The following is a 21,517-nucleotide window of genomic DNA, read 5'->3' on the forward strand; positions in this document are numbered from 1 at the left end:
AATCAGTCCGCCAACCGCATCGACGCTGTTGCGCCTGGCCACGCATGCGGCCGGAACGGTTCCGCGCCTGGCGGAGGCCATCCCTTGCATGACGTCACGGCAGCCATCAGCGACTGGATACCAGCGCGAGATGGACGGATGATGGCAGCGCGTCGCCGCGGGCCCGGGTTGTCGCCGATGCATGGCCGCCGGCGTCGGCGCGGCGGTGCAGTTCGACCACATTGCTGCCGGCCGAGCGGTCCAGCGGGGCGGGCACGGTGATGGTGTAGGTAACGCGCACGGCCTCGCGACGGCCAGCCAGAAGCCGGCGCAGCATGCGCAGCAAAACGGAATCGCGAAGGAGCTTCATGGCCCATCTCCTCGTTACGGCGCCCGCGGCGCCGGAGAAGGTGGGCCGGTCTTCCCTAGTCGAGGAAAGCGCCAGCCGACCGCAGGCGGTCGCCGCAGATCATCAGCTTGTTATGCAATGCCGGCATCCGATGCTCGCGGATGTCGACGTTGCGACTAGGGTAAACGTCCATATGCCTTGGTTAGTCAGGACAGGGGGCCCGCCGACGCGGACGCGCCGGTGGGCGCGGGCATTGTCGTGCTGCGTTGCCGCAGTGTCAATCCCGGCAAGCGCTCCACACGAATGAAAGTTGTTGCGCATGCGGCCAGCATGTCCCGTTCCGCTCAGCCCAGCACCGCCGATGGGACCGCCTGCAGCAGCGGCGATACCAGCCAGTGGTCGACCAGCAGGAACGCGAACAGCGCCATCAGGTAGACGATGGAGTAGCTGAACACCTTCATCGCGTACAGCTCGTCCGGCGGATTCAACAGGCGCACCGCGTAATACAGGAACGCCCCGCCCAGCACCGCGGCGCCGCCCAGGTAGACCAGCCCGCTCATCCCGGTCATTGCCGGCAGCAGGGTCACCAGCACCAGCAGCACGGTGTAGAACAGGATGTGCCAGCGGGTGAACACCACGCCGTGGGTCACCGGCAGCATCGGCACCTGCGCGCGCGAGTAGTCGTCGCGGCGGAAGATCGCCAGCGCCCAGAAATGCGGCGGCGTCCACACGAAGATGATCAGGCACAGCTGCAGCGCGTACGGGTGCAGCGAACCGGTGACCGCAGTCCAGCCCAGCACCGGCGGAATCGCTCCTGCGAGGCCGCCGATCACGATGTTCTGCGGCGAGGCGCGCTTGAGGAACGCGGTGTAGATCACCGCATAGCCGATCAGCCCGGCAAAGGTCAGCACCGCGGTCAGCGTGTTTACCAGCAGCACCAGCACCAGCATCGAGGCGATGCCCAGCAGCAGCGCGAACACGAACACCTGGCGCGGATTGAGGTGCCCGGTGGCCAGCGGCCGGTGCGCCGTGCGCACCATCACCTTGTCGATGCGCTGGTCGATCAACTGGTTGAATGCGGCAGCCGAGGACGAGGCCAGCCAAATGCCCAGCGTGCCGAACACCAGCGCGCGCCACGGCGGCATGCCGGGCACGGCAAGGAACATGCCGATCACCGCGCAGAACACCAGCAGCGCAACGATGCGCGGCTTGGTCAACAACAGGTACTCGTGGAAAACGCTCATCTTCAGTGTCGCCCCAACGACAGGAACATCGATTCGTCATGCTGCCGCTGCGTGCGTGCCAGCGTGGCCAGCAAGGTGAACAGCAGCAAGGCCGCCACGCCATTGTGCGCGGTCGCCACCGCCAGCGGCAGGCCGAAGTACACATTGCTGATGCCCAGCAGCACCTGGCCCGCCAGCGCCAGCGCGATCGCCAGACCGCACAGGCGCAGCCCACGCCGGGCGGCCTTGATCGCCAGCCAGCCGAGGTAGCAGAACACCACCAGCGCACCGAGCCGGTGCGCGATCTGGATCGCACTGCGCGCGGCCATGTCCAGCACGCCGCCTTCGTAGTTCACGCCGATCCCGCGCCACAGCACGAATCCTTCGCGGAAATCGGTCGGTGGCGCCCACTGACCGAGGCACTGCGGGAACGAGCCGGGACCGTAGCCGCAGGCCAGCGCCGCGTAGTTCGCCGAAGTCCAGCCACCCAGCGCGATCTGGCACAGCAGCAACACCAGGCCGATCGCCACCAGCCGACGCAGATCGGCCAGACGATCGTCCACCGCCGCCACGCCGGCGAAACGCAGCGCGGCATACGCCAGCAGCGCGAACGTGGTCATGCCGCCGAGCAGGTGGCCCATCACCACGACGGGCTTGAGCAGCAGGGTCACCGTCCACATGCCGAGCATCGCCTGGAAGATGATCACCGCCAGCGCCAGCACGCAGATCTTCCAGGCGCCAGGCCGCGGCAGCCGGATCGCGGCAAGCAGCGGCAGCGCGATCGCACAGGCCGCCAGCAGCGACGACCACAGGTGCTCGCCGCGCATGTACAGGCCCACGCCGAGCGCCGCGAATACGGCGCCGGCGAGCACTGCCAACAGCGTGTCGCGCCGGCGCCCGCTCGCCAGCAGCGCCAGCAGCAGCACCAGCACGCCGAGCGTGCCGGCGAAGAAGCGGTGCACCTGCTCGCGCCAGGCCTTGTGCGCCTCGTACGGCCGATCCGGGAACGCCGCGTCGGCATGCGCCACCGCCTGCGCGTGCTGCGGCCAGGTCACCTGGCCGTAGCAGGTCGGCCAGTCCGGGCAGGACAGGCCGGCGTTCGACAGCCGCACGAACGCGCCAAACATCACCAGCCCGAACGCGAACACCGCCGCGAACAGCGCCAGCCAGCGGAGAATTTTCAGGGAGCGTGCCGACATCACTTGATCACCTTCACCATGTCCCGCAACAGCCCGGGGCCATCGAAGCCGGCCGGGTACAGCGACAACGCGGTGCCGTTGGACTCCACCAGCACGGCACTGACGCTGTCTGGCGTGGACGGCACGTAGGTTGCCAGTTTGCCGTCGACATCACGACCGAACGCCCAGTACGTGCTCATCGCCACGCGCCGGCCCGGGTCGACCGGTGGCGCACCGACATACAACAGGCGCAGGCGCGACTGATTGCGGTTGAGCATGACCCGTGCCTTGGCGATGCCGGTCAGCGTATCGAAGCAGCGCGCCGCGCAATCCGGGCCGGCCAGTGCGATCAAAGTGAAGCGCGGCTTGCTGTCGCGCCACGGCCACGAGCTGCCGTCATCCAGGCGCACCTGCAGCTGCTCGTCGACGAAATTGCGCTGCGGCAGGATCGGCTCGCCGTTGCCCCTGGTGCCGGGCTGCCAGCCGCTCCAGCTGAGCAGGCCGGCGACGATCATCGGCGCGGCGAACACCAGCCCGATCAGCAGCAGGAAGATTCGGCTCTTGCGCAAGGCGGCGGGATCAGCAGCTTTCATCGGACTTCATCGACCTTGGTGGAATCAGGATTTGCGCGGTTTGCGCTTGCGATGCACGACCAGCAGGATGACCACCGCGGCGAGCGCAAAGGTGAACCACTGGAATGCATAGGCACGATGCCGCGCCGGTGGCATCGAGGAAAAATCGAGGGTGTGCACGCGCTCGTAGATCGCGGCCGGGTCGGGGTCCAGCGCCAGCAACCGCGGGTACAACGGGCGACCGAGGTCGCTGGCGACTTCCGCCGGGTCCAGAAAGATGCTGTTCTTCGGCCACCGGGCCTGTCGCTTCAGCGCATCCCCGCCCATCTCGAAACCGACCGGCGGCGGCGGTACGTACAAGCCCTGCAGGCTCACCTCGCCAACGGGCAGCGCCGGCAGCTGCGGCGTCTTGCCATTGCCGTTGCCGGGCAGGAAGCCCAGGTCGACCAGCAGCAGTTGCGCATGGCCCTCCAGCGCCAGCGGCGCGAACACCTCCACCCCGCCGAGGCCGTCGTGCTTCGGGTTGTCCAGCAGGTACAGGCGGTCGGCAAGGTAGCGGCCACTCACCCGTACCCGCGGGAAGCCGTCGGCCGGCGGCGCTTCGGCCACCCTGGCGAAGTCCTGCAGCGGCGCGGCCGCCGATGCGGCATACCGCCGCAGAAGTGCTTCCTTGAAGTCGGCACGGTGCAGCTGCCACACGCCCAGACGTATAAACAGCAAGGCCCCGGCCACCGTCAGCAGCAGCGCCCACCACGAAGGACGGCGAAACCCGTTCACGCCGGACGCCTGCCAGCGACCGCTATACTGGCCATGTCGAACTGGATCGGATCAATCACGTGGAAACCATCTATAAAATTGCGCTGGTGGTAGTACTGCTGGTGGTCGTCTTCAGCCTCGGCCAGGCGCTGTACTTCATGATGACCGACAAGGACGACGACAAGCGCACCGTGTGGGCGCTGACCCGCCGCATCGGCCTGTCGCTGCTGTTCATCGCCATGGTCGCGTTCGGCATCTGGATGGGCTGGCTGCACCCGCACGACGTCGGCCAGTGATTGTAGCCGCCACCCGGCAGCCGTTTCCCGTCAAACGAAAAAGCCCGCCATCCGGCGGGCTTTTTCATGCCCGAACCCGATTCGGAGCAATGCTCTTCATGAAGGGTCCGGCCATGGATGGCCGGTTTTTGATCTTCGCTCTCCACGACAGGACGTCGCGTCGCCCTTCTGAAGAGTCCGGCCCGGACGGCCGGTCTTGCTCTTCGCGAGAGGACCTCGCGTCAAAGTATGTAGACGAACATGAACAGGCCGAGCCAGACCACGTCGACGAAGTGCCAGTACCAAGCCACCGCCTCGAAGCCGAAGTGATGGTCCTTGTTGAAGTGGCCCTTCAGCACGCGCAGCCAGATCACCGCCAGCATGATCGTGCCCAGCGTCACGTGCAGGCCATGGAAGCCGGTCAGCAGGAAGAAGGTGGAACCGTAGACGCCGCTGTGCAGGGTCAGGTTCAACTCCTTGTACGCCTCCATGTACTCGTGCGCCTGGAAGTACAGGAAGGTGGCGCCCAGCAGCACGGTCAGGCCCAGGAACAGCAGGATCTTGCCGCGATGGCCGGCGCGCAGCGCGTGGTGCGCGATCGTCACGGTGACGCTGGAGGTGAGCAGGATCAGCGTGTTCAGCAGCGGCAGACCCCACGCCGGCACGGTGCGGAATGCGCCACCGACCTGCTCCGGGCCGTTGCCGCCATTGGCACCCCACGACGCCGCGTAGTCGCTCCACAGGAACTGGTGGGTCAGCACGCCGTGGCCTTCGCCGCCCAGCCACGGCACCGAGAACATGCGGATGTAGAACAGCGCGCCGAAGAACGCGCCGAAGAACATCACCTCGGAGAAGATGAACCACATCATGCCCATGCGGAACGAGGTGTCGACCTGCGGGTTGTAGCTGCCGGCCAGTGATTCGTGAATCACCGAGCGGAACCAGCCGAAGAACATGGCCAGCACGCCGATCACGCCGACGGTCAACACGGTCTTGCCGAAGCCGGCCTCACCGGGCTCCGCGTTCAGCCAGTGCGCGGCACCGAACACGGTGGTGAACATGACCACTGCGGCCACGAACGGCCAATAGCTCTTGGCCGGAACAAAGTAAGCGTCGTGCTGCTGACCCATGGTGTAACCCCGTGGATTTCTCTTGATGACTTTTGCCCCGTCACGCCGCCCGGGGAACTGCATGCCGGACGTCGAAGCCGACCGGTCGAAAAAACATGTAGCGACTGCGCTGCTGCTATTTCATCAACACTATCTGCACGAACGAGATCAGGAAGAAGAACAGCACGATCGCCACCAGCACCGTCACGGTGCGCCGCACACCCTTGTGGCGATCGTTGTCGACATCGTCGGTGGCCGGGTGATTCGTGGTCTGCTGCGTCATCTCGGTTCGTCTCGTGCAGTGTCCCGGCCATTCGGCCGGGACGCTGCGGCAATGATCAATCGTTCACGTGGCCGTGCGCCAGTTCGTCGTCGTGAATCACCGGCGGCACTTCGAAGGTATGGTGCGGGGCCGGCGACGGCACCGTCCACTCCAGACCCTTGGCGCCTTCCCACACGCGGTCGGTGGCCTTCTTCTTGGAGAAGAACGCGCAGTGGATAAGCACGCCGATGAAGATCAGCTGGGTGGCACCGAACAGGAAGCCGCCGATCGAGCTGATCATGTTGAAGTTGGCGAACGCCACGTTGTAGTCGGGGATGCGGCGCGGCATGCCGGCCAGGCCCAGGAAGTGCTGCGGGAAGAACAGCACGTTGACCCAGATCACGCTGTTCCAGAAGTGCACCTTGCCCCAGAACTCGTTGTACATGTTGCCGGTCCACTTCGGCAGCCAGTAGTACGTGGCGCCGATGATCGCGAACAGCGCACCGGTCACCAGCACGTAGTGGAAATGCGCCACCACAAAGTAGGTGTCGTGGTACTGGAAGTCGGCCGGCACCAGCGCCAGCATCAGGCCGGAGAAGCCGCCGATGGTGAACAGGATGATGAACGCGATCGCGAACAGCATCGGCGTCTCGAAGGTCATCGAACCGCCCCACATGGTGGCGACCCAGTTGAACACCTTCACGCCAGTCGGCACCGAGATCAGCATGGTGGCGTACATGAAGAAGATCTCGGCGCCCAGCGGCAGGCCCACCGCGAACATGTGATGCGCCCACACGATGAACGACAGGAACGCGATGCAGGCGATCGCGAACACCATCGCCTTGTAGCCGAAGATCGGCTTGCGCGCGAAGGTCGGCACGATCTCCGAGATGATCCCGAATGCAGGCAGGATCATGATGTAGACCTCGGGATGGCCGAAGAACCAGAAGATGTGCTGGTACAGGACGGGGTCGCCGCCGCCGCCCGGGTTGAAGAAGTTGGTGCCGAAGTATTTGTCGGTGAGCAGCATGGTCACCGCACCGGCCAGCACCGGCATCACGGCGATCAGCAGGAACGCGGTGATCAGCCAGCTCCACACGAACACCGGCATCTTCAGCAGGTCCATGCCCGGCGCGCGCATGTTCAAGATGGTGGCGATGATGTTGATCGCGCCCATGATCGAGCTGATGCCCATCAGATGGATCGCGAACACCACGTAGGCCAGCGAATCGCTCTGCAGCGCCAGCGGCGGATACATCGTCCAGCCGCCGGACGGGCCGCCACCCGGCAGGAACAGCGTCGACAGCATCAGCAGGAACGCAAACGGCAGGATCCAGAACGACAGGTTGTTCATGCGCGGCAGCGCCATGTCCGGCGCGCCGACCATCAGTGGGATCATCCAGTTACCGAGGCCGACGAAGGCCGGCATGATCGCGCCGAAGATCATCACCAGCGCATGCATGGTGGTCAGCTGGTTGAAGAAGTACGGCTGCATCAGCTGCAGGCCGGGCTTGAACAGCTCGGCACGGATCGCCATCGCGAAGCTGCCGCCGATGAAGAACATCGTCAGCGCGAAGATCAGGTACAGCGTGCCGATGTCCTTGTGGTTGGTGGACATGCACCAGCGCTGGAAAAAACTTTTCGGCGCGCCGTGGTGATCGTCGTGCTGATCATGGGTGGCTGCGTAGGACATGGCCTTGCACCTCTAACCTGGAATATTGAATGCGACTGCGAAAAAACGTGTGCCGTGAGCGGCTGCGGGCGACGAGGGATCAGCCCTGCTTGCCGGCAACCGGAGCGGCGACCTGCGCGGTTTGCGGTGCCGGCGCCGGCGCGGCGGACTGCGCCTCCTGCTCGGCCAGCCACTTGGCGAAGTCCGCCTTGGACTTCACCACCACCACGATCGGCATGAAGCCGTGATCCTGGCCGCACAACTCGGCGCACTGGCCGCGGTAGGTGCCCGGCGCGGTGAAGTTGGCCCACGCCGCATTGATGATTCCGGGGATCGCGTCGATCTTCCAGCCGGTCGCCGGCACCCACCAGGAATGGATCACGTCGCCACTGGTGATCACGAAGCGGATCTTGGTGTCGACCGGCACCACCAGCGGCTTGTCGACGTTCAGCAGGTAGGTGCTTTCGTCGCCCACCTTGACCGCGAACGGGTCCATGCCCGAGCCGAGCTGGCGGGTCTGGTCGCTCTGCGAATCGAGCTTGGACATGAAGCCGACCTTGTCGATCGACTTGCCCAGGTAATCGACATAGTCGTAGCGCCACTTCCACTGGTAGCCGGTGACCTTGACGGTCATCTGCGAACCGGTGGTGTCGGCCCAGCTGGTGAGGCCGCCGGTGGCCAGGTAGGCCAGGGTGATCAGGATCAGTACCGGGATGGTGGTCCAGACCACTTCCACCGTGGTGTTGTGCGACCACTTCTCGGCCACCGCGCCGCGCGATTTGCGGAAGCGGAACATCGCGACGAACATCGCGCCGAACACCAGCACGCCGATTACCGTGCACACGGCGAGCGAAATGTTGTTCAGGTGGTACGGCACCTGCGACCAGGTGCTCGCGCCGCGCTCCATGTTCAGCTGCCACGGGCCGGGGGCGGCCAGGGCCACGCTGCCGAACGATGCAAGGGCGAGAGCCGCCGCTGCCGTGAATGATCGCCTGATGCCGCCAGATGTCATGTCTTGCACCTTTGTTGAACCTGCTTGCGTGGCTGGTTGAAGTCGGCCAGCAACACCATGAGTTTCTTCGACAGCTCGACGCGTTCCTGATCCGCCAGGAAAACGCCGATCTCCAGTTCGCGTCCGTGCGATGACAGCAGCAGGCGCTGGCGCCCATTGCCCGACTCCAGCAGCACGCGCACCCAGTACGACTGGAAACACATGCGGCGCCGGCCCGGCAGGGATTGCACCTCCAGCGACACGGCGTCGAGGGTGATGCGCTCACTACAGTCACCAGCCCGCCAGGCCACGCTCAAGGCGATGGCCACGGCGACGGATTCCACCAGGGCGAACAGCGGAGCGAACACATTCCCCTGCCACGCCCCCAGCCCAGCCGTCATCAGCACCAGCGCTACCAGAACCACGATCAGTCGACGCAGACCGCGCCGGCTGAGCGTGCGATTGGGCTTGAGCCACATCGTCACGCGGGGCAAGCCGGCGGTAGCTGGTCGAAGCACGATCATGGGGATCCGGCGTGCCTGGAACGCCGGAATGATAGGCCGCGGCGGCGCAACGGGCAAGAATGTCGCACCGGCTTGACCTGGATCAGGGAATCAGGCTGCACCGGCAGGGCGCGCTTCGATGGCCTCCCGATCCCCGCAGATTGCACCGCACGCGTACAATTGCGCGTTCCCCTCCGCCTGCGCGAACCCCAGCGACCAGCCCGTGACCCAAGCCATTCTCCGCCCCGAACTTCCCACCGATGGCACGCCAGCGCGCGCGCGCATCACCGCCGCCTGGCTGCGCGACGAGACCGAAGCCGTCAACGACCTGCTGGCCCAGGCCACCCTGCCGCCGGCCGAGCGCGAGCAGGTGATCGACGTCGCCGCCGGCCTGGTTACCCGCGTGCGTGCGCGTGCGAAGGACCAGAGCGCGGTCGAGTCCTTCATGCGCCAGTACGACCTGTCCTCCGAGGAAGGCGTGCTGCTGATGTGCGTGGCCGAGGCCCTGCTGCGCATCCCGGACAAGGCCACCGCCGACAAGCTGATCCGCGACAAGCTCGGCGAGGCGGACTGGAAGAAGCACCTGGGCCAGAGCGAGTCGCTGTTCGTCAACGCCTCCACCTGGGGCCTGATGCTGACCGGCCACCTGGTGAACCTGGCCGAGGACACCCGCCACGATTTCACCGGCGCGCTGAAGCGGCTGGTCGGTCGCGCCGGCGAGCCGGCGATCCGCCTCGCCGTGCGCCAGGCGATGCGCATCATGGGCCACCAGTTCGTGATGGGGCAGACCATCGACGAGGCGCTGGACCGCTGCGCGAAGAAGGAATACGCGGTCTACCGCTACTCCTACGACATGCTGGGCGAGTCCGCGCTCACCGCCGAGACGGCCGAGCGCTACCAGGAGGACTACCGCCGCGCCATCGGCCGCATCGGCGCGCGCGGCCCGTTCGCCAACCACACCGACGCGCCGTCGATCTCGGTGAAGCTATCTGCGCTGCATCCGCGCTACGAAGTGGCCAAGCGCGAAGACGCACGCCGCCTGCTCACCGCCAAGCTACTGGAACTGTCGCAGCTGGCGATGAAGCAGGGCATCGCGCTCTCGGTAGACGCCGAGGAAGCGGATCGCCTGGAGCTGTCGCTGGATATCATCGGCGACGTGTTCGCGCATCCGTCGCTCGAAGGCTGGAACGGCCTCGGCATCGTGGTACAGGCCTACTCCAAGCGCACCCCGTTCGTGATCGACTGGCTGGTCGAGACCGCACGCGCCGCCGGCCGTCGCTGGTACGTGCGCCTGGTCAAGGGCGCCTACTGGGACGCCGAGATCAAGCGCGCGCAGGAACAGGGCCTGGCCGGCTATCCGCTGTACACGCGCAAGCCGAATACCGACGTGTCCTACCTGGCCTGCGCGCGCAAGCTGTTCGACGCCGGGGTCGAGCTGATCTACCCGCAGTTCGCCACCCACAACGCGCACTCGATCGCCGCCGTGCATCACATCGCGCGCGGCCGCCCGTTCGAGTTCCAGCGCCTGCACGGCATGGGCACCGACCTGTACGCCGAGGTGATCGGCCTGCAGAACCTCAACGTGCCGTGCCGCGTGTACGCGCCGGTCGGCACCCACGAGGACCTGCTGCCGTACCTGGTGCGCCGCCTGCTGGAAAACGGCGCCAACACCAGCTTCGTCAACCGCGTGGTGGATGAAACCCTGCCGGTGCGCGAACTGGTCGCCGACCCCTGCGAGACGGTGCGCCGCTTCGCGTCCATTCCCCACCCGCGCATCCCCTTGCCGGTCAACCTCTATGGCGAACTGCGGAAGAATTCCATGGGCATCAACTTCTCCAACGACAACGAACTGAAGACGATGGCCGACGCGGTCAACGCGAACGCCGGTCCGTGGACCGCCGCCCCGCTGGTGCCCGGCGCAACGGCCGTCGGCCCGACCGTGTCGGTGACCAACCCGGCCGACCGCCGCCAGGTCGTGGGCAGCTACGTCAGCGCCGACAGTGTCACCGTCGACAAGGCAGTGGCCAATGCCGTCGCCGCCCAGCCCGGCTGGGATCGCCTGCCCGCCGCCAGTCGAGCCGCGATCCTCGAGCATGCGGCGGAGCAGCTCGAAGCACGTCGCGCCGAATTCATCGCCTTGTGCGTGCGCGAGGCCGGCAAGAGCCTGCCCGACGCGATCGCGGAAGTTCGCGAGGCGGCCGACTTCCTGCGCTACTACGCCACCATGGCGCGCCGCCTGTTCGGCCAGCCCGAGCAGTTGCCCGGCCCCACCGGCGAGAGCAATCAATTGTTCCTCAACGGTCGCGGCGTGTTCGTCTGCATCAGCCCGTGGAACTTCCCGCTGGCGATCTTCCTGGGCCAGGTCAGCGCCGCACTGGCCGCCGGCAACAGCGTGATCGCCAAGCCGGCCGAGCAGACTTCGCTGATCGGCCACGCCGCGGTGAAGCTGCTGCACGAGGCCGGCGTGCCACTCGATGTGCTGCAGTACCTGCCCGGCGATGGCGCCACCGTCGGCGCCGCGCTCACGAAAGACCCGCGCGTGGCCGGCGTGGCCTTCACCGGCTCCACCGAAACCGCCTGGGCGATCAACCGGAGCTTGGCCGCGCGCAACGCGCCGATCGCCGCGCTGGTCGCCGAGACCGGCGGCCAGAACGCGATGATCGCCGACTCCTCCGCCCTGCCCGAGCAGATCGTCAAGGACGTGATCGCCTCCGCGTTCCAGTCCGCCGGCCAGCGCTGCTCGGCCGCGCGCGTGCTGTTCGTGCAGGAGGACATCGCCGACAAGGTGGTCGACATGCTCGCTGGCGCGATGGCCGAACTGAAGGTCGGCGACCCCGGCCAGCTCTCCACCGACGTCGGCCCGGTGATCGACGAGGACGCGAAGAAGATCCTGGTCGACCACGCCGCGCGCATGGACGCCGAGGCAAAAAAGATCGGCGAAGTCGCGCTTGATCCGGCGACCACCGCCAACGGCACCTTCTTCGCCCCGCGCGCCTACGAGATTCCGTCGCTCGCCACGCTGACCCGCGAAGTGTTCGGCCCGGTGCTGCACATCGTGCGCTGGAAAGGCAGCGAGCTGGCCCAGGTGGTCGAGCAGATCAACGCCACCGGCTACGGCCTCACCCTGGGCGTGCACAGCCGCATCGACGACACCGTGGAATACATCCGCAGCCACGCCCGCGTCGGCAACTGCTACGTCAACCGCAACCAGATCGGTGCGGTGGTCGGCGTGCAGCCGTTCGGCGGCGAAAGCCTCTCCGGCACCGGCCCCAAGGCCGGCGGCCCGCACTACCTCTTGCGCTTCGCCGGCGAACGCACGCTCACCATCAACACCACCGCCGCCGGCGGCAACGCCTCGCTGCTGACCATCGGCGAGTAAGCGGCGGAATTCGGGAAACCCCGCGCCCTTCACCTTTCTCCTTCAAGTTCGCCTGGGGGAGAGGGTGTGGCGAGGGAGCTCTCCGACATTGCCGCGATGCCGATGCAGCGAGTACGTTGCATGCCATTGCACGGAGCGTTGGCATGACGAAACAGAGAAATGGGCAAGCCGAGTTCGCTCGCTGGATGGGACCTTTGCTGGATGCCCTGCGCGCACTCGGCGGTTCGGCCAAACCACAGGAAGTGTCTCGCTGGATCGCGCGCGAGCTGAGCCTCCCGTCCGAGATCACCGAAGCCACCCTCAAGTCCGGCGCCAATCGCTTCCACAACCAGGTGCAGTGGGCTCGCCAGTACCTGGTGTGGCAAGGCCTTCTGGACGACAGCAAGCGCGGCACATGGACCCTGAGCCCGTTGGGTTGGAAGACTCGTCTCGACGAAGACGCGGCGCGAACCCTCTTCCTCGACCGGGTAAAGATCCAGCAGGCCGAACGCAGACAGCACGCGACCACGGAAACTCGCGTCGAGTCCAAAACGGCCGATGCCGAATCACCTGGGGAGCTGCAGGATCTTGGCCTGCTCGATGTCCTGAAATCCCTGCCGCCCTATGGTTTCGAGCTGATTTGTGGCCGCCTGCTGCGCGAGCACGGGTTCGAGGAAGTCGAAGTCACCCAGCGTTCGCGCGATGGCGGCATCGATGGCTACGGCCTGCTGCGCCTCAGTGCCTTCGTGAGCCTGCGTGTGGCCTTTCAGGCCAAGCGCTACAAGGATGTCGTCGCACGAAGCGCGGTGGGCGAATTCCGCAATGCCCTGCTCGGTCGCGCCGAGAAAGGTGTATTCATCACCACCGGCCGCTTCACTCAGGACGCTGAGGCCGAGGCCACTCGCGACGGCGTAGTGCCGATCGAGCTGATCGATGGCGAACAACTGACCGAGCTGTTCCAGGACAAGCTCATCGGCGTGAAGCCTAAAATGGTATATGAGATCGACCATGCCTTCTTTGACGAATTCCGCCGTGAATCCTGAGCGAAGCGCTACGCGCGATGCGACGGACGCCGATCTCACCAGCATGCTGCAGCGCCTGCGCGAGGCGCAGGCACGCGAGCAGATGCCCGCCTGGCCACTGCGTGCGCAACGCCTGCATCAACTGGAGACGATGCTGCTCGAACAGCGCGAGGCATTCGCCACGGCGATCGACGCCGACTTCGGCCAGCGCCCGCGCGAGGAGACCGACCTGCTGGAGATCTTCCCCAGCCTGTCGGCGGTCCGCCACGCGCTCGGCCATGGCCGTCGCTGGATGAAACCACGACGGCGCCTGGCCGACCTGCTGTTCCTGCCTGCGCGCACCGAGCTGCGCCCGCAACCGCTGGGCGTGGTCGGCATCATCGTGCCGTGGAACTACCCGCTGTACCTGGCGATCGGTCCGCTGGTCGACGCGCTGGCCGCCGGCAACCGCGTGATGCTGAAGATGAGCGAATACACGCCGCGCTTCTCGGCGCTGTTCGCCGGGCAGGTGGCGAAGTATCTCCGGCCCGACGAAGTGGCCGTGGTGAACGGTGACGCGGACGTGGCACAGGCATTCTCCGCACTGCCGTTCGACCACCTGTTGTTCACCGGCTCCACCGCGGTCGGCCACCACGTGATGCGCACGGCCGCGGCCAACCTGACTCCGGTGACGCTGGAGCTTGGCGGCAAGTCGCCGGCGATCATCGGCCCCGGCGCGCGCTTCGAGCACGCGGTGGAGCGCATCGTGTTCGGCAAACTGGTCAACGCCGGGCAGACCTGCATCGCACCGGACTACGTGCTGCTGCCGCGCGCACGGGTGGCGGAATTCATCGACCTCGCCGGCAAGGCGATGGCGCGGATGTACCCACGACTGGAGCGGAACACGCAGTACGCCAGCATCGTCTCCGACCGCCAGTACCAGCGTCTCGCGGCGCTGCGCGATGGCGCGCTGGCGGCCGGCGCACGCGTGCACCCGCTCGGCGAGGCGACGGAAGATCCGGCGCGGCGATTGCTGCCGCCGCAGTTGCTGACCGAAGTCGACGACAGCATGGCGGTGATGCGCGAGGAGATCTTCGGCCCGCTGCTGCCACTGCTGCCGTACGACGCGCTGGACGACGCCATCGCCCATGTCGCCGCCCGCCCGCATCCGCTGGCGCTGTACCTGTTCGAACACGACCAGGCCCGCATCGACCGGGTGCTGGCGCGCACCCACGCCGGCGGCGTCAGTGTCAACGACACGCTGTACCACATCGCCCAGCACGGCCTGCCGTTCGGCGGCGTGGGTGCGTCCGGCATGGGTGGCTACCACGGCGAGGCCGGCTTCCGCACGTTCTCGCACCTGAAACCGGTGTTCCGCCAGGCCCGCTGGAACGGCGCCGGCCTGCTCAACCCACCGTACGGCGCACGCTTCCGCCGCATGTTGGCGCTGCTGCTCAACCGCGGTTGAGGCGCAACATCCGCACATAAAAAAACCTCCCCGCGCGAGCGGGGAGGTTTTTCACGGCACGCCGCGTGACGGCGCTCAGAACTTGTAGGTTGCCGACAGGCTCAGCAGGTTGCCGTAGTCGTCGAAGTTGCCGGTGACCACGTCGCCGGTGGAGCTGGTGCTGTTGATATGCGCCTGGTTCACGAAGATATGCGCGTACGAGGCGTTGACCTCGAAGTGTTCGCTGGCCTTGTAGCCGATGCCCACGGTCGCCAGCTTGCGGGTGGAATCCGGCACGCGCACGTCGCGCACGGCGTTGTAGCTCGGCGAGGTGTCCACCGCGATGCCGGCACGCAGGGTGATCTTGTCGTTGAGGTAGTAGTCGCCGCCGACCGAGGCGTAAACCGTGTTGCGCCAGTTGAACGTCTCGGCCGTATCCGGCTGGCCGGGGTTGCCGTACTTGACGCGCAGCTCCTTGAACACGTCCCATTTGGTGTAGGCCAGGTCGATGCCCAGGCCGAACTTCTCCGCCTGGTGCCAGTAGCTGGCGCTGATCACCGCCGGGGTGGTGAAGTCGGCGGTACCGGTGGTATGTGCGAACGGCGGGATGCTGCTGGCGAGTGCCGGATTGCTCAGCAGCAGGTCGTAGCCCGGGGTGGTGGTGAAGTTGCCGGTACCCTGCAGGTGATGGCTGATCTTGGAACGGTAGTTCAGCGCCAGCTTGTCGTTCGGGGTCAGCTTCCAGAAGCCGCCAACCTGGTAGCCGTAACCCCAGTCGTCGCCCTTGATCCGGGCGAAGCCGTCGACGCCCGGCGGAGTCACCGCCGCCACGCCGGCCGCGGCGGCCTGGCCTTGCTGCACGGCCGCCTGGATCATCGCGGTGCCCTGCGCCGGCGAGAGCTGGCCGGCCGCGATGGCTGCCTGGATCTGCGCAACACCAGCGGCGGTCTGCGCGCCGATGCCCTGCTGGATGCCCAGGCCCACGGCGTTGAAGTTGATGGCGCTGCTCAGCTCGGCCGAGGTGCGCTGCGCGATCGCGCTGACGCCCAGGGCGAAGCTGTCGGTCAGGTCGTACGAGGCCGAGAAGGTCGCATCGAGCGACTGGAACTTGGACTTGACGCCGTTGTAACGGCCGACCCAGTCACGGTCGTACTCGGTCTGGAAACCGAACGGCACCGAGAAGCCGAAGCCGAGGTGCAGCTTGTCCGACACCTTGGACGCGAGGAAAAACGCCGGGACCGGCAACGTGGTACCGGCGTCGCCGCCGTTGCCGCCGCTGATCGGGCGACCCAGCACGTCATGCGCGCTGCCGCTGAACTTGGCACTGAAGTTGATGGCCGTGACGTCGGCCTGGAAATAGGTGCCATCCAGCTCGCTCATGGCGGCGGGGTTGTTGGCCACCACCGAGGCGTCGCCGCCAGCGGTGGCGGAGCCGGCATAGGCCCGGCCCAGCCCCTTGGCGCTGTTTTCCTTGAGCTGGAACGCGCTGGCATCGGCATTGCCAGGTGCAAACAAGGCACCCATCACCGCAACGCTCAGCGCAGCCAGGGCCAGTGGACGGGCAGCGCCCGAGAAGGAACGGAAAGACGTGTGCATCGCTAGCTCCTGCATGTTGTTGGTGCAGCTCGGGACAGTAACCGGGGCATAACCGGCGAGAAACATGAATTCATACGTGCGTTTGAACTTCCTGCGCTGGACTCTGCCCTCTTGCACAGGGCGTTGCAAGTGCGCTCGCAACAATTTACTAACATCAGCATATCCGCCGGGTGGCGCAAACTGCCGATGCCCGGTTCATCGACGGGCACTGCTACCCTCGTCGCCCGGCAGCTCACCCTGCACTCCCTCCCCGATCCGACACGGTGTCGCCATGCCATGTTTCGTCTATGCCAGCCTGCGCAAAGCCGACAGCTACCTGTGGCTGGCGCAGCGAGATGCGTTCGACACGCTGCCCGAGCCGCTGCTGCTGCTGTTGGGCGAGCTGCGTTTCGTGATGGAGGTGCAGCTGGACGAGCAGCGCAAGCTGCCGGTCGAGGATACCGCGCAGGTGCTCGAACACCTGCGCACGCAGGGCTGGCACCTGCAGCTGCCACCGCAGGAAACCCTGGCCACCGCCAATCATCCCGCTTATACGCATTCGCCGAGGGATGATCGGGGCGAGTGAATCGCGCATCATGTCGCCGGCGTTAACACTTGGTTACCGCCTGCACAGCCAACGATTTCTATACTGCCCCCCATGACCCAGCCCAAATCGCGCCGCCGCCCTCCTCTCCTGCACGCCCTGGCCTGGTTCATTCCGGGCCTGCTCGCGGTCGCCGTCGCCGGCCTGGTCACCCATCCACTGACCCTGGTTCCATTGCTGCTGGCGAACGCGCTGACCATGGCCGCGATCTGCCATGCGATCGGCTTCGATCCCGAGCCGCACTTCGGCCGCACCGTGCTGCGCCGTGGCGCCGCCCACCTGGTGATGTTCACCGGCTACACCGTGCTGGTGTTCGTGCTGGTCGCCTGGCCAATGCTGCAACTGACCCACCAGCCCAGCCTCAGCGCGGCGCTGGTGCTGGCCGCGGCGCTGGTGCTGGCGCTGGTCGCGCTGTGGCGGCTGTGGCCGGCGTTCGGTCTGGTGTTCGTGTGGGACGACGCCTATCCAAGCCAGCGCGACGGCTCGTGGATCTTCACCGCCACCCTGCGCAGCATCGCGTTCGGCCGCCACCTTTCGCTCGAGGAGCGTTTCTTCAGCCACTTCCTGCCGGCCGCGTTCGCGCTGCTGGTGCTGGCCTTCGGCGCGATCGCGCTGACCGGCCTGTACGGCGTGCTGTCGCCGGAGCCGCGCGTCGCCGCGCTGGCGATCTATGGCGTGCTGCTGCTGCCGCTGGGCTGCCTGGTGATCGCCAACCGCACGCTGCGTGCGCTGCTGTGCGAACGCCACCAGCCGCGCCGGCGCAGCGATGTCGACGGCCGCGCCGCGCCCGCGCCGCGTCCGGTGCTGAGCGAGCAGGAGCGCACCGCCGGTACGCCGGAACAGGCCGCCGCGCTGCTGGCCGCCACTCGCGATGGCGACATCGAGCGCGCGCTGGCCCTGGTCGAGGCCGGTGCCGATCCGGACACCGCGCCGGGCACCGACGACCGCGACCAGCGGCCGGTGCTGATGCTGGCCGCACTACTGCCGGATACCCGCCTGTTGCGCACGCTGATCGCCAGGGGTGCCGACGTGAACCGCGCCAGCGGCGGCATCACCCCGCTGCTGGCCGCCACCCGTGACAGCTGGCACGGCCGCGCCGAGGCGGTGCTGACCCTGCTCGCCAACGGCGCCAGCCCGCTGGTCACCGATGCCGAGGGCAACACGCCGCTGCACGGTGCCGCGCTCAGCGGCGACGCCGGCGTGGCAGCGATGCTGCTGGACGCGGCCGCACCGATCAATGCATTGAACAAGGCCGGCATCAGTCCACTCGCCACCGCCTGCCGCGCCGCCAACTGGCCGCTGGCAAAATTCCTGCTGGAACGCGGCGCGAAGCCGGCCCCAGCCGACGGCGAACCGGCGCTGGTAGCCGCCGCCGGCATCGCCGACGACGATGCCGAAGGCGTGAAGCTGCTGCTCAAGCATCGCGCCGCGGTCAATGCGGTCGACGCGCGGCACCGGCATGCGCTGCTCGCCGCCGCCGCCGAAGGCCATGAGCAAGTCGCCCGCGTGTTGTGCGCCGCCGGCGCCGACGTGAACCTGGTCGACCGCCACGGCAGCAGCGCGCTGATGGAAGCCTCGCGCGCCGGTGCCGGCGGCATCGTGCAACTGCTGGCCGAAGCGCAAGCCGACGCCGGCCTGCGCGACAGCCACGGCCGCGATGCGTTGACCCTGGCCTGCCAGTCGCCGCGTGCGCACGCCGACACGGTACGCGCGCTGCTGGCCCTGGGTGCCGAGCCGAAGACCGCCGGCAGCGACGGGCGCAGCGCGCTCGATCACGCCGCCGGCGCCGGACGCTGGGATCTGGTTGCCCTGCTCGACCCCGACACGCCGCTGCCGGCCAGCCTCAGCCAGGACGTGCTGGGCGAAGGCAACGACACGCCCGCGCATTTGCTCGACGCGCTGCGTTTCGGCCACTGGGCGATCGTCTCCGGCTTCGTCGAGCGGGTGCGCGACTGGCCGCAGACGGAGCTGGCCCGGCTGTATCTGCAGCTGGCTGCGCCAGGTCTTGGCACGGCGCGCCGCTGGTTGCTCGACCACGGCCTGGACGCCGAGGCGCGGCTGGAGGCACCGCGCATCGACGACGCTGAAACCGCCGACGCGCCGAGCCTGCCGCCGCTGGGCCAGCGCCTGTTCGACGCCTTGCTGCCACAACTGCCGGACGCCACCGAAGCACTGGACGACCTGCTGCAGGCAGGCGCCAGCCCGGCCGGCGCCGGCCTGCTGGCACAGGCGCTGGCGCATCTGAACGGGGCCGCGCAAGGCGCCGCACTGCCGCTGAACCTGCTCGAACGCGGCGCCGACCCGTTCGGCGCCGACGCCCGCGAGCGCACGCCGCTGCAACTGGCCGCGACCAATGCGCAGCTGCCGCTGCTGCAGGCCCTGCTGGCGCGCGGCAGCGACCCGAACACGCGCGACCGCGACGGCCGCACGCCGCTGTTCGCCGCGCTGGAGCACGGTGCGCAGGCGTTGCCGCTGGCGCGCGCGCTGATCGCCCACGGCGCCGATCCCGAAGCCACCGACGCGAACGGCGAAACCCCGCTGGGGCTGGCGCTGGAGCACCCGGCGGTGGAGCGCTGGCTGGACTGGCGCGACTGGCCGCGGCCGAACCGCGCGCTGCGTGCCGACGACCTGCCTGCCGCCGCCAAGGCCGGCGCGCTGGCCAGCGTGCAGCGCCTGCTGGAACTGGGCTTCGCCGTGGACACCCGCGACGAGCAGGGCGCCACTGCGCTGCTGCACGCCTGCGGTGCCGGCCATCGCGACATCGCCGCCTGCCTGCTCGACGCCGGCGCGGACGCCACACTGCCCGCGCACAGCGGCGTCACCCCGCTGGCCGCCGCGGTGGCCGCGCGCCGCGAGGCGCTGGTCGCGCTGCTGCTGCAGCACCAGGTCGCCGTCGACCAGCGCCTGCCGAACCAGGCCACCGCACTGATGGTGGCCGCCGCGATGGGCTACCCGGAAATCGTCGAACAGCTACTGGACGCCGGCGCGGCGGTCAACGCGGTCGACGACGCCGGCCGCAGCGCGCTGCATGCGGCGGCGCAATTCGGTTTCGAGCACAACGACAGCCTGCGCGCGAGGCGCCTGTTCGACCGCCTGCTCCAGCACGGCGCCGACATCAACCACGCCGACCACGAGGGCAAGACGCCGCTGCTGCTGCTGCTCGGCGCGCAGCTGCGCCCGGGCAGCGCCTGCGACGCCACCCACCTGGGCGCGCTGGTGCCCCTGCTGCTGGAGGCCGGTGCCCGGGTCGAACATGCCGACCAGCGCGGGGTGACCGCGCTGCACGCCTGCGCCATGCATGCGCTGCTGCCGCCGGCGCGCGTGCTGCTGTCGCGCGGCGCCGACCGCAACGCGGCCGATGCATTCGGGCGCACCGCGGCCGACGTGGCGCGGCAGCTGGGCTACGTTGACATCGCCCACGAACTGGCTGCGCGCAGTGGGGCGATCCCCAGCGTGCGGCAGACCCTGCGTCAGCCGGCACAACCGGCCGACTGAGCAGCCGCGCCTTCAGCACCATGCAGGTCGGCGGCCAGCGCGCCGCGTGGCCGCAATGCATGCCACGCGGCCACCACCTGTGCGGTATCGATTTCGTCCACCCGCCTAATCACCGGTAGCCCGCCAAGCAGGTGCACCGCACTGCCGGATGCACTGCGCGGCATCCACATGTGTGGTGATCGGGCACCCATCAGCACCACCAGCGGACAGCCCACCGCCGCGGCCAGGTGCGCCGGCCCGGTATCCACCGAAACCATGCTGTGGGCGATTTCCAGCAATGCTTTCAGCCGGCCGAGCGGCAGTGCGGCAGCGGCTACCTGCGACGCGCCCCTATCGGTGACCGCCATCACGGTACGGAGATAGCCGGTCTCGGCCGGCGATCCGCATAGCAATATCTGCGCCTGCGGCAACCGGCAGTTGATAGCGCGCACCAGCGAAGCCCAGCGTTCCGCCGGCCAGGATTTGTCGTCATCCTCGGCGGCACGCATGCCGTTCCAGCGCATCGTGCGTTTGTTGGCCGGCTGCAACAGCACCAGCGGGCGCCCGAGCATGCCCTGTGCGCGCGGCCACGCATCGCACTCGGCCCGCTCAGCCGCGCTGACCTGCAGCTCCGGTGCAGCACAGGCAGGGGCCACAGGCAGCCCGGCGAGTGAGCGGAATGCGGCCGGCGTTGCGTCGCCGAAACGCAGCAACCAGTCCACCCAGTGCTCGTCCGCCTTCGACGGCATGTCTTCGATGAAGGTGCAGTGCTCGGCCGGCACGCCGGCGAGTGTCAGCATCGGACGGATCTTGGTGCGCGTGCGCAGCTGCGGCTCGCAGATGTAGAACGGCGCCGCGCGCAGGCGATGCAACGCCAGCGCCGCCCGCCACCGCCGCGGTCGCATCCAGATCGGCCCGTATTGCGAGCGCAGCGGAATGCACCCGGCCACCTCCGGCTGCGCCGAGTACAGCACCGGCGACCAGTCGCCCAGCGTCAGCAACTGGCACGGCCGGCCGTAGCGCCATCGCAGTTTGCGCAGCAGCGGCTGCAACAGGATGGTGTCGCCGAGTCGGCCGAAACGGATCACGACCGGGCCGGGTACTGCGGAGTCAGGAATCGCAGGCATGACAGCGAGCAACGCCGGACACCACCCGCGGTTGACGCGTCACCCCTGTTTTTTATGTGCGG

At 67.6% G+C, this 21,517-nt stretch carries 18 protein-coding genes; 6 read left to right on the plus strand and 12 right to left on the minus strand.

The genetic code is table 11. The features are described from left to right. Positions 1–106: 106 nt before the first annotated feature. The 5 genes from QQA13_RS14615 to QQA13_RS14635 all read right to left on the minus strand — a co-directional run bounded on the left by QQA13_RS14615 (position 107) and on the right by QQA13_RS14635 (position 4,078). The gene (locus QQA13_RS14615; protein ID WP_108471739.1) at positions 107–349 is read right to left on the minus strand and encodes a hypothetical protein; all 243 of its coding nucleotides are present in this window, start codon (positions 347–349) and stop codon (positions 107–109) included. A gap of 323 nt (positions 350–672) precedes the next feature. Beyond that, positions 673–1,572 carry a heme o synthase gene (gene cyoE / locus QQA13_RS14620; RefSeq protein WP_108471740.1) on the minus strand — a complete coding sequence of 300 codons (900 nt, stop codon included), beginning with the start codon at positions 1,570–1,572 and terminating at the stop codon, positions 673–675. A 2-nt stretch (positions 1,573–1,574) separates the two neighbouring features. Further along, positions 1,575–2,750, minus strand: coding sequence for a COX15/CtaA family protein (locus QQA13_RS14625; RefSeq protein WP_108471741.1), 1,176 nt, complete (start codon positions 2,748–2,750; stop codon positions 1,575–1,577). Further along, on the minus strand, positions 2,750–3,322 hold the full coding sequence (locus QQA13_RS14630) for a hypothetical protein (RefSeq protein WP_108471742.1): 573 nt from the start codon (positions 3,320–3,322) through the stop codon (positions 2,750–2,752). Before QQA13_RS14630 ends, QQA13_RS14625 begins: the two co-directional genes overlap by 1 nt. Positions 3,323–3,346: 24 nt before the next feature. Continuing rightward, entirely contained in the window at positions 3,347–4,078 is a 732-nt protein-coding gene (locus tag QQA13_RS14635) for an SURF1 family protein (protein WP_108471743.1), read from the minus strand. 59 nt (positions 4,079–4,137) lie between these two features. Between QQA13_RS14635 and QQA13_RS14640 the strand changes: the two genes are divergently transcribed. Further along, the gene (locus QQA13_RS14640; RefSeq protein WP_108471744.1) at positions 4,138–4,353 is read left to right on the plus strand and encodes a twin transmembrane helix small protein; all 216 of its coding nucleotides are present in this window, start codon (positions 4,138–4,140) and stop codon (positions 4,351–4,353) included. Between the two features lie 221 nt (positions 4,354–4,574). Here the strand turns inward: QQA13_RS14640 and QQA13_RS14645 are convergent, their stop codons facing one another. The 5 genes from QQA13_RS14645 to QQA13_RS14665 all read right to left on the minus strand — a co-directional run bounded on the left by QQA13_RS14645 (position 4,575) and on the right by QQA13_RS14665 (position 8,845). After that, positions 4,575–5,462: a cytochrome c oxidase subunit 3 gene (locus QQA13_RS14645; RefSeq protein ID WP_108471745.1), complete on the minus strand. Its 888-nt coding sequence runs from the start codon at positions 5,460–5,462 to the stop codon at positions 4,575–4,577. A 115-nt stretch (positions 5,463–5,577) separates the two neighbouring features. After that, entirely contained in the window at positions 5,578–5,724 is a 147-nt protein-coding gene (locus tag QQA13_RS14650; protein ID WP_159082185.1) for a hypothetical protein, read from the minus strand. 55 nt (positions 5,725–5,779) lie between these two features. Continuing rightward, positions 5,780–7,396 carry a cytochrome c oxidase subunit I gene (ctaD, locus tag QQA13_RS14655; RefSeq protein ID WP_108471746.1) on the minus strand — a complete coding sequence of 539 codons (1,617 nt, stop codon included), beginning with the start codon at positions 7,394–7,396 and terminating at the stop codon, positions 5,780–5,782. Positions 7,397–7,475: 79 nt separating this feature from the next. Then, positions 7,476–8,387, minus strand: coding sequence for a cytochrome c oxidase subunit II (coxB, locus tag QQA13_RS14660; RefSeq protein WP_108471747.1), 912 nt, complete (start codon positions 8,385–8,387; stop codon positions 7,476–7,478). Further along, positions 8,384–8,845, minus strand: a complete 462-nt coding sequence (locus QQA13_RS14665) for a DUF2244 domain-containing protein (protein ID WP_108471748.1) — start codon at positions 8,843–8,845, stop codon at positions 8,384–8,386. The genes coxB and QQA13_RS14665 overlap by 4 nt, the downstream gene beginning before the upstream one ends. 247 nt (positions 8,846–9,092) lie before the next feature. Between QQA13_RS14665 and putA the strand changes: the two genes are divergently transcribed. The 3 genes from putA to QQA13_RS14680 all read left to right on the plus strand — a co-directional run bounded on the left by putA (position 9,093) and on the right by QQA13_RS14680 (position 14,696). Continuing rightward, on the plus strand, positions 9,093–12,248 hold the full coding sequence (putA, locus tag QQA13_RS14670) for a bifunctional proline dehydrogenase/L-glutamate gamma-semialdehyde dehydrogenase PutA (protein WP_108471749.1): 3,156 nt from the start codon (positions 9,093–9,095) through the stop codon (positions 12,246–12,248). A gap of 143 nt (positions 12,249–12,391) precedes the next feature. Beyond that, positions 12,392–13,270, plus strand: coding sequence for a restriction endonuclease (locus QQA13_RS14675; protein WP_108471750.1), 879 nt, complete (start codon positions 12,392–12,394; stop codon positions 13,268–13,270). A 43-nt stretch (positions 13,271–13,313) separates the two neighbouring features. Then, on the plus strand, positions 13,314–14,696 hold the full coding sequence (locus QQA13_RS14680) for a coniferyl aldehyde dehydrogenase (RefSeq protein ID WP_234411334.1): 1,383 nt from the start codon (positions 13,314–13,316) through the stop codon (positions 14,694–14,696). Positions 14,697–14,771: 75 nt separating this feature from the next. Here QQA13_RS14680 and QQA13_RS14685 read toward each other — a convergent pair whose 3' ends face one another. Next, complete coding sequence (locus QQA13_RS14685; RefSeq protein ID WP_108471752.1) at positions 14,772–16,271, minus strand: OmpP1/FadL family transporter; 1,500 nt, start codon at positions 16,269–16,271, stop codon at positions 14,772–14,774. Positions 16,272–16,542: 271 nt separating this feature from the next. Between QQA13_RS14685 and QQA13_RS14690 the strand changes: the two genes are divergently transcribed. Both QQA13_RS14690 and QQA13_RS14695 read left to right on the plus strand, forming a co-directional pair. Then, positions 16,543–16,836, plus strand: a complete 294-nt coding sequence (locus QQA13_RS14690; protein ID WP_108471753.1) for a YcgL domain-containing protein — start codon at positions 16,543–16,545, stop codon at positions 16,834–16,836. Between the two features lie 72 nt (positions 16,837–16,908). Continuing rightward, on the plus strand, positions 16,909–20,349 hold the full coding sequence (locus QQA13_RS14695; protein ID WP_108471754.1) for an ankyrin repeat domain-containing protein: 3,441 nt from the start codon (positions 16,909–16,911) through the stop codon (positions 20,347–20,349). On the opposite strand, the gene QQA13_RS14700 is transcribed toward QQA13_RS14695, so the two are convergent. Beyond that, positions 20,325–21,455, minus strand: a complete 1,131-nt coding sequence (locus QQA13_RS14700; protein ID WP_108471755.1) for a glycosyltransferase family 9 protein — start codon at positions 21,453–21,455, stop codon at positions 20,325–20,327. The two genes, QQA13_RS14695 and QQA13_RS14700, sit on opposite strands and share 25 nt — an antisense overlap. Positions 21,456–21,517: the final 62 nt, after the last annotated feature.

Origin of the sequence: Rhodanobacter thiooxydans (genome assembly GCF_030291135.1) — a bacterium.
In the GTDB taxonomy this organism is placed as follows: domain Bacteria; phylum Pseudomonadota; class Gammaproteobacteria; order Xanthomonadales; family Rhodanobacteraceae; genus Rhodanobacter; species Rhodanobacter thiooxydans_A.

Excerpts from the sequence above, each read along its gene's own strand:
- QQA13_RS14615 (WP_108471739.1), bottom strand. The coding sequence starts at position 349 with ATGAAGCTCCTTCGCGATTCCGTTTTGCTGCGCATGCTGCGCCGGCTT.
- cyoE (WP_108471740.1), bottom strand. The coding sequence starts at position 1,572 with ATGAGCGTTTTCCACGAGTACCTGTTGTTGACCAAGCCGCGCATCGTT.
- QQA13_RS14625 (WP_108471741.1), bottom strand. The coding sequence starts at position 2,750 with ATGTCGGCACGCTCCCTGAAAATTCTCCGCTGGCTGGCGCTGTTCGCG.
- QQA13_RS14630 (WP_108471742.1), bottom strand. The coding sequence starts at position 3,322 with ATGAAAGCTGCTGATCCCGCCGCCTTGCGCAAGAGCCGAATCTTCCTG.
- QQA13_RS14645 (WP_108471745.1), bottom strand. The coding sequence starts at position 5,462 with ATGGGTCAGCAGCACGACGCTTACTTTGTTCCGGCCAAGAGCTATTGG.
- QQA13_RS14650 (WP_159082185.1), bottom strand. The coding sequence starts at position 5,724 with ATGACGCAGCAGACCACGAATCACCCGGCCACCGACGATGTCGACAAC.
- ctaD (WP_108471746.1), bottom strand. The coding sequence starts at position 7,396 with ATGTCCTACGCAGCCACCCATGATCAGCACGACGATCACCACGGCGCG.
- coxB (WP_108471747.1), bottom strand. The coding sequence starts at position 8,387 with ATGACATCTGGCGGCATCAGGCGATCATTCACGGCAGCGGCGGCTCTC.
- QQA13_RS14665 (WP_108471748.1), bottom strand. The coding sequence starts at position 8,845 with ATGTGGCTCAAGCCCAATCGCACGCTCAGCCGGCGCGGTCTGCGTCGA.
- QQA13_RS14675 (WP_108471750.1), top strand. The coding sequence starts at position 12,392 with ATGACGAAACAGAGAAATGGGCAAGCCGAGTTCGCTCGCTGGATGGGA.
- QQA13_RS14680 (WP_234411334.1), top strand. The coding sequence starts at position 13,314 with ATGCTGCAGCGCCTGCGCGAGGCGCAGGCACGCGAGCAGATGCCCGCC.
- QQA13_RS14685 (WP_108471752.1), bottom strand. The coding sequence starts at position 16,271 with ATGCACACGTCTTTCCGTTCCTTCTCGGGCGCTGCCCGTCCACTGGCC.
- QQA13_RS14690 (WP_108471753.1), top strand. The coding sequence starts at position 16,543 with ATGCCATGTTTCGTCTATGCCAGCCTGCGCAAAGCCGACAGCTACCTG.
- QQA13_RS14695 (WP_108471754.1), top strand. The coding sequence starts at position 16,909 with ATGACCCAGCCCAAATCGCGCCGCCGCCCTCCTCTCCTGCACGCCCTG.
- QQA13_RS14700 (WP_108471755.1), bottom strand. The coding sequence starts at position 21,455 with ATGCCTGCGATTCCTGACTCCGCAGTACCCGGCCCGGTCGTGATCCGT.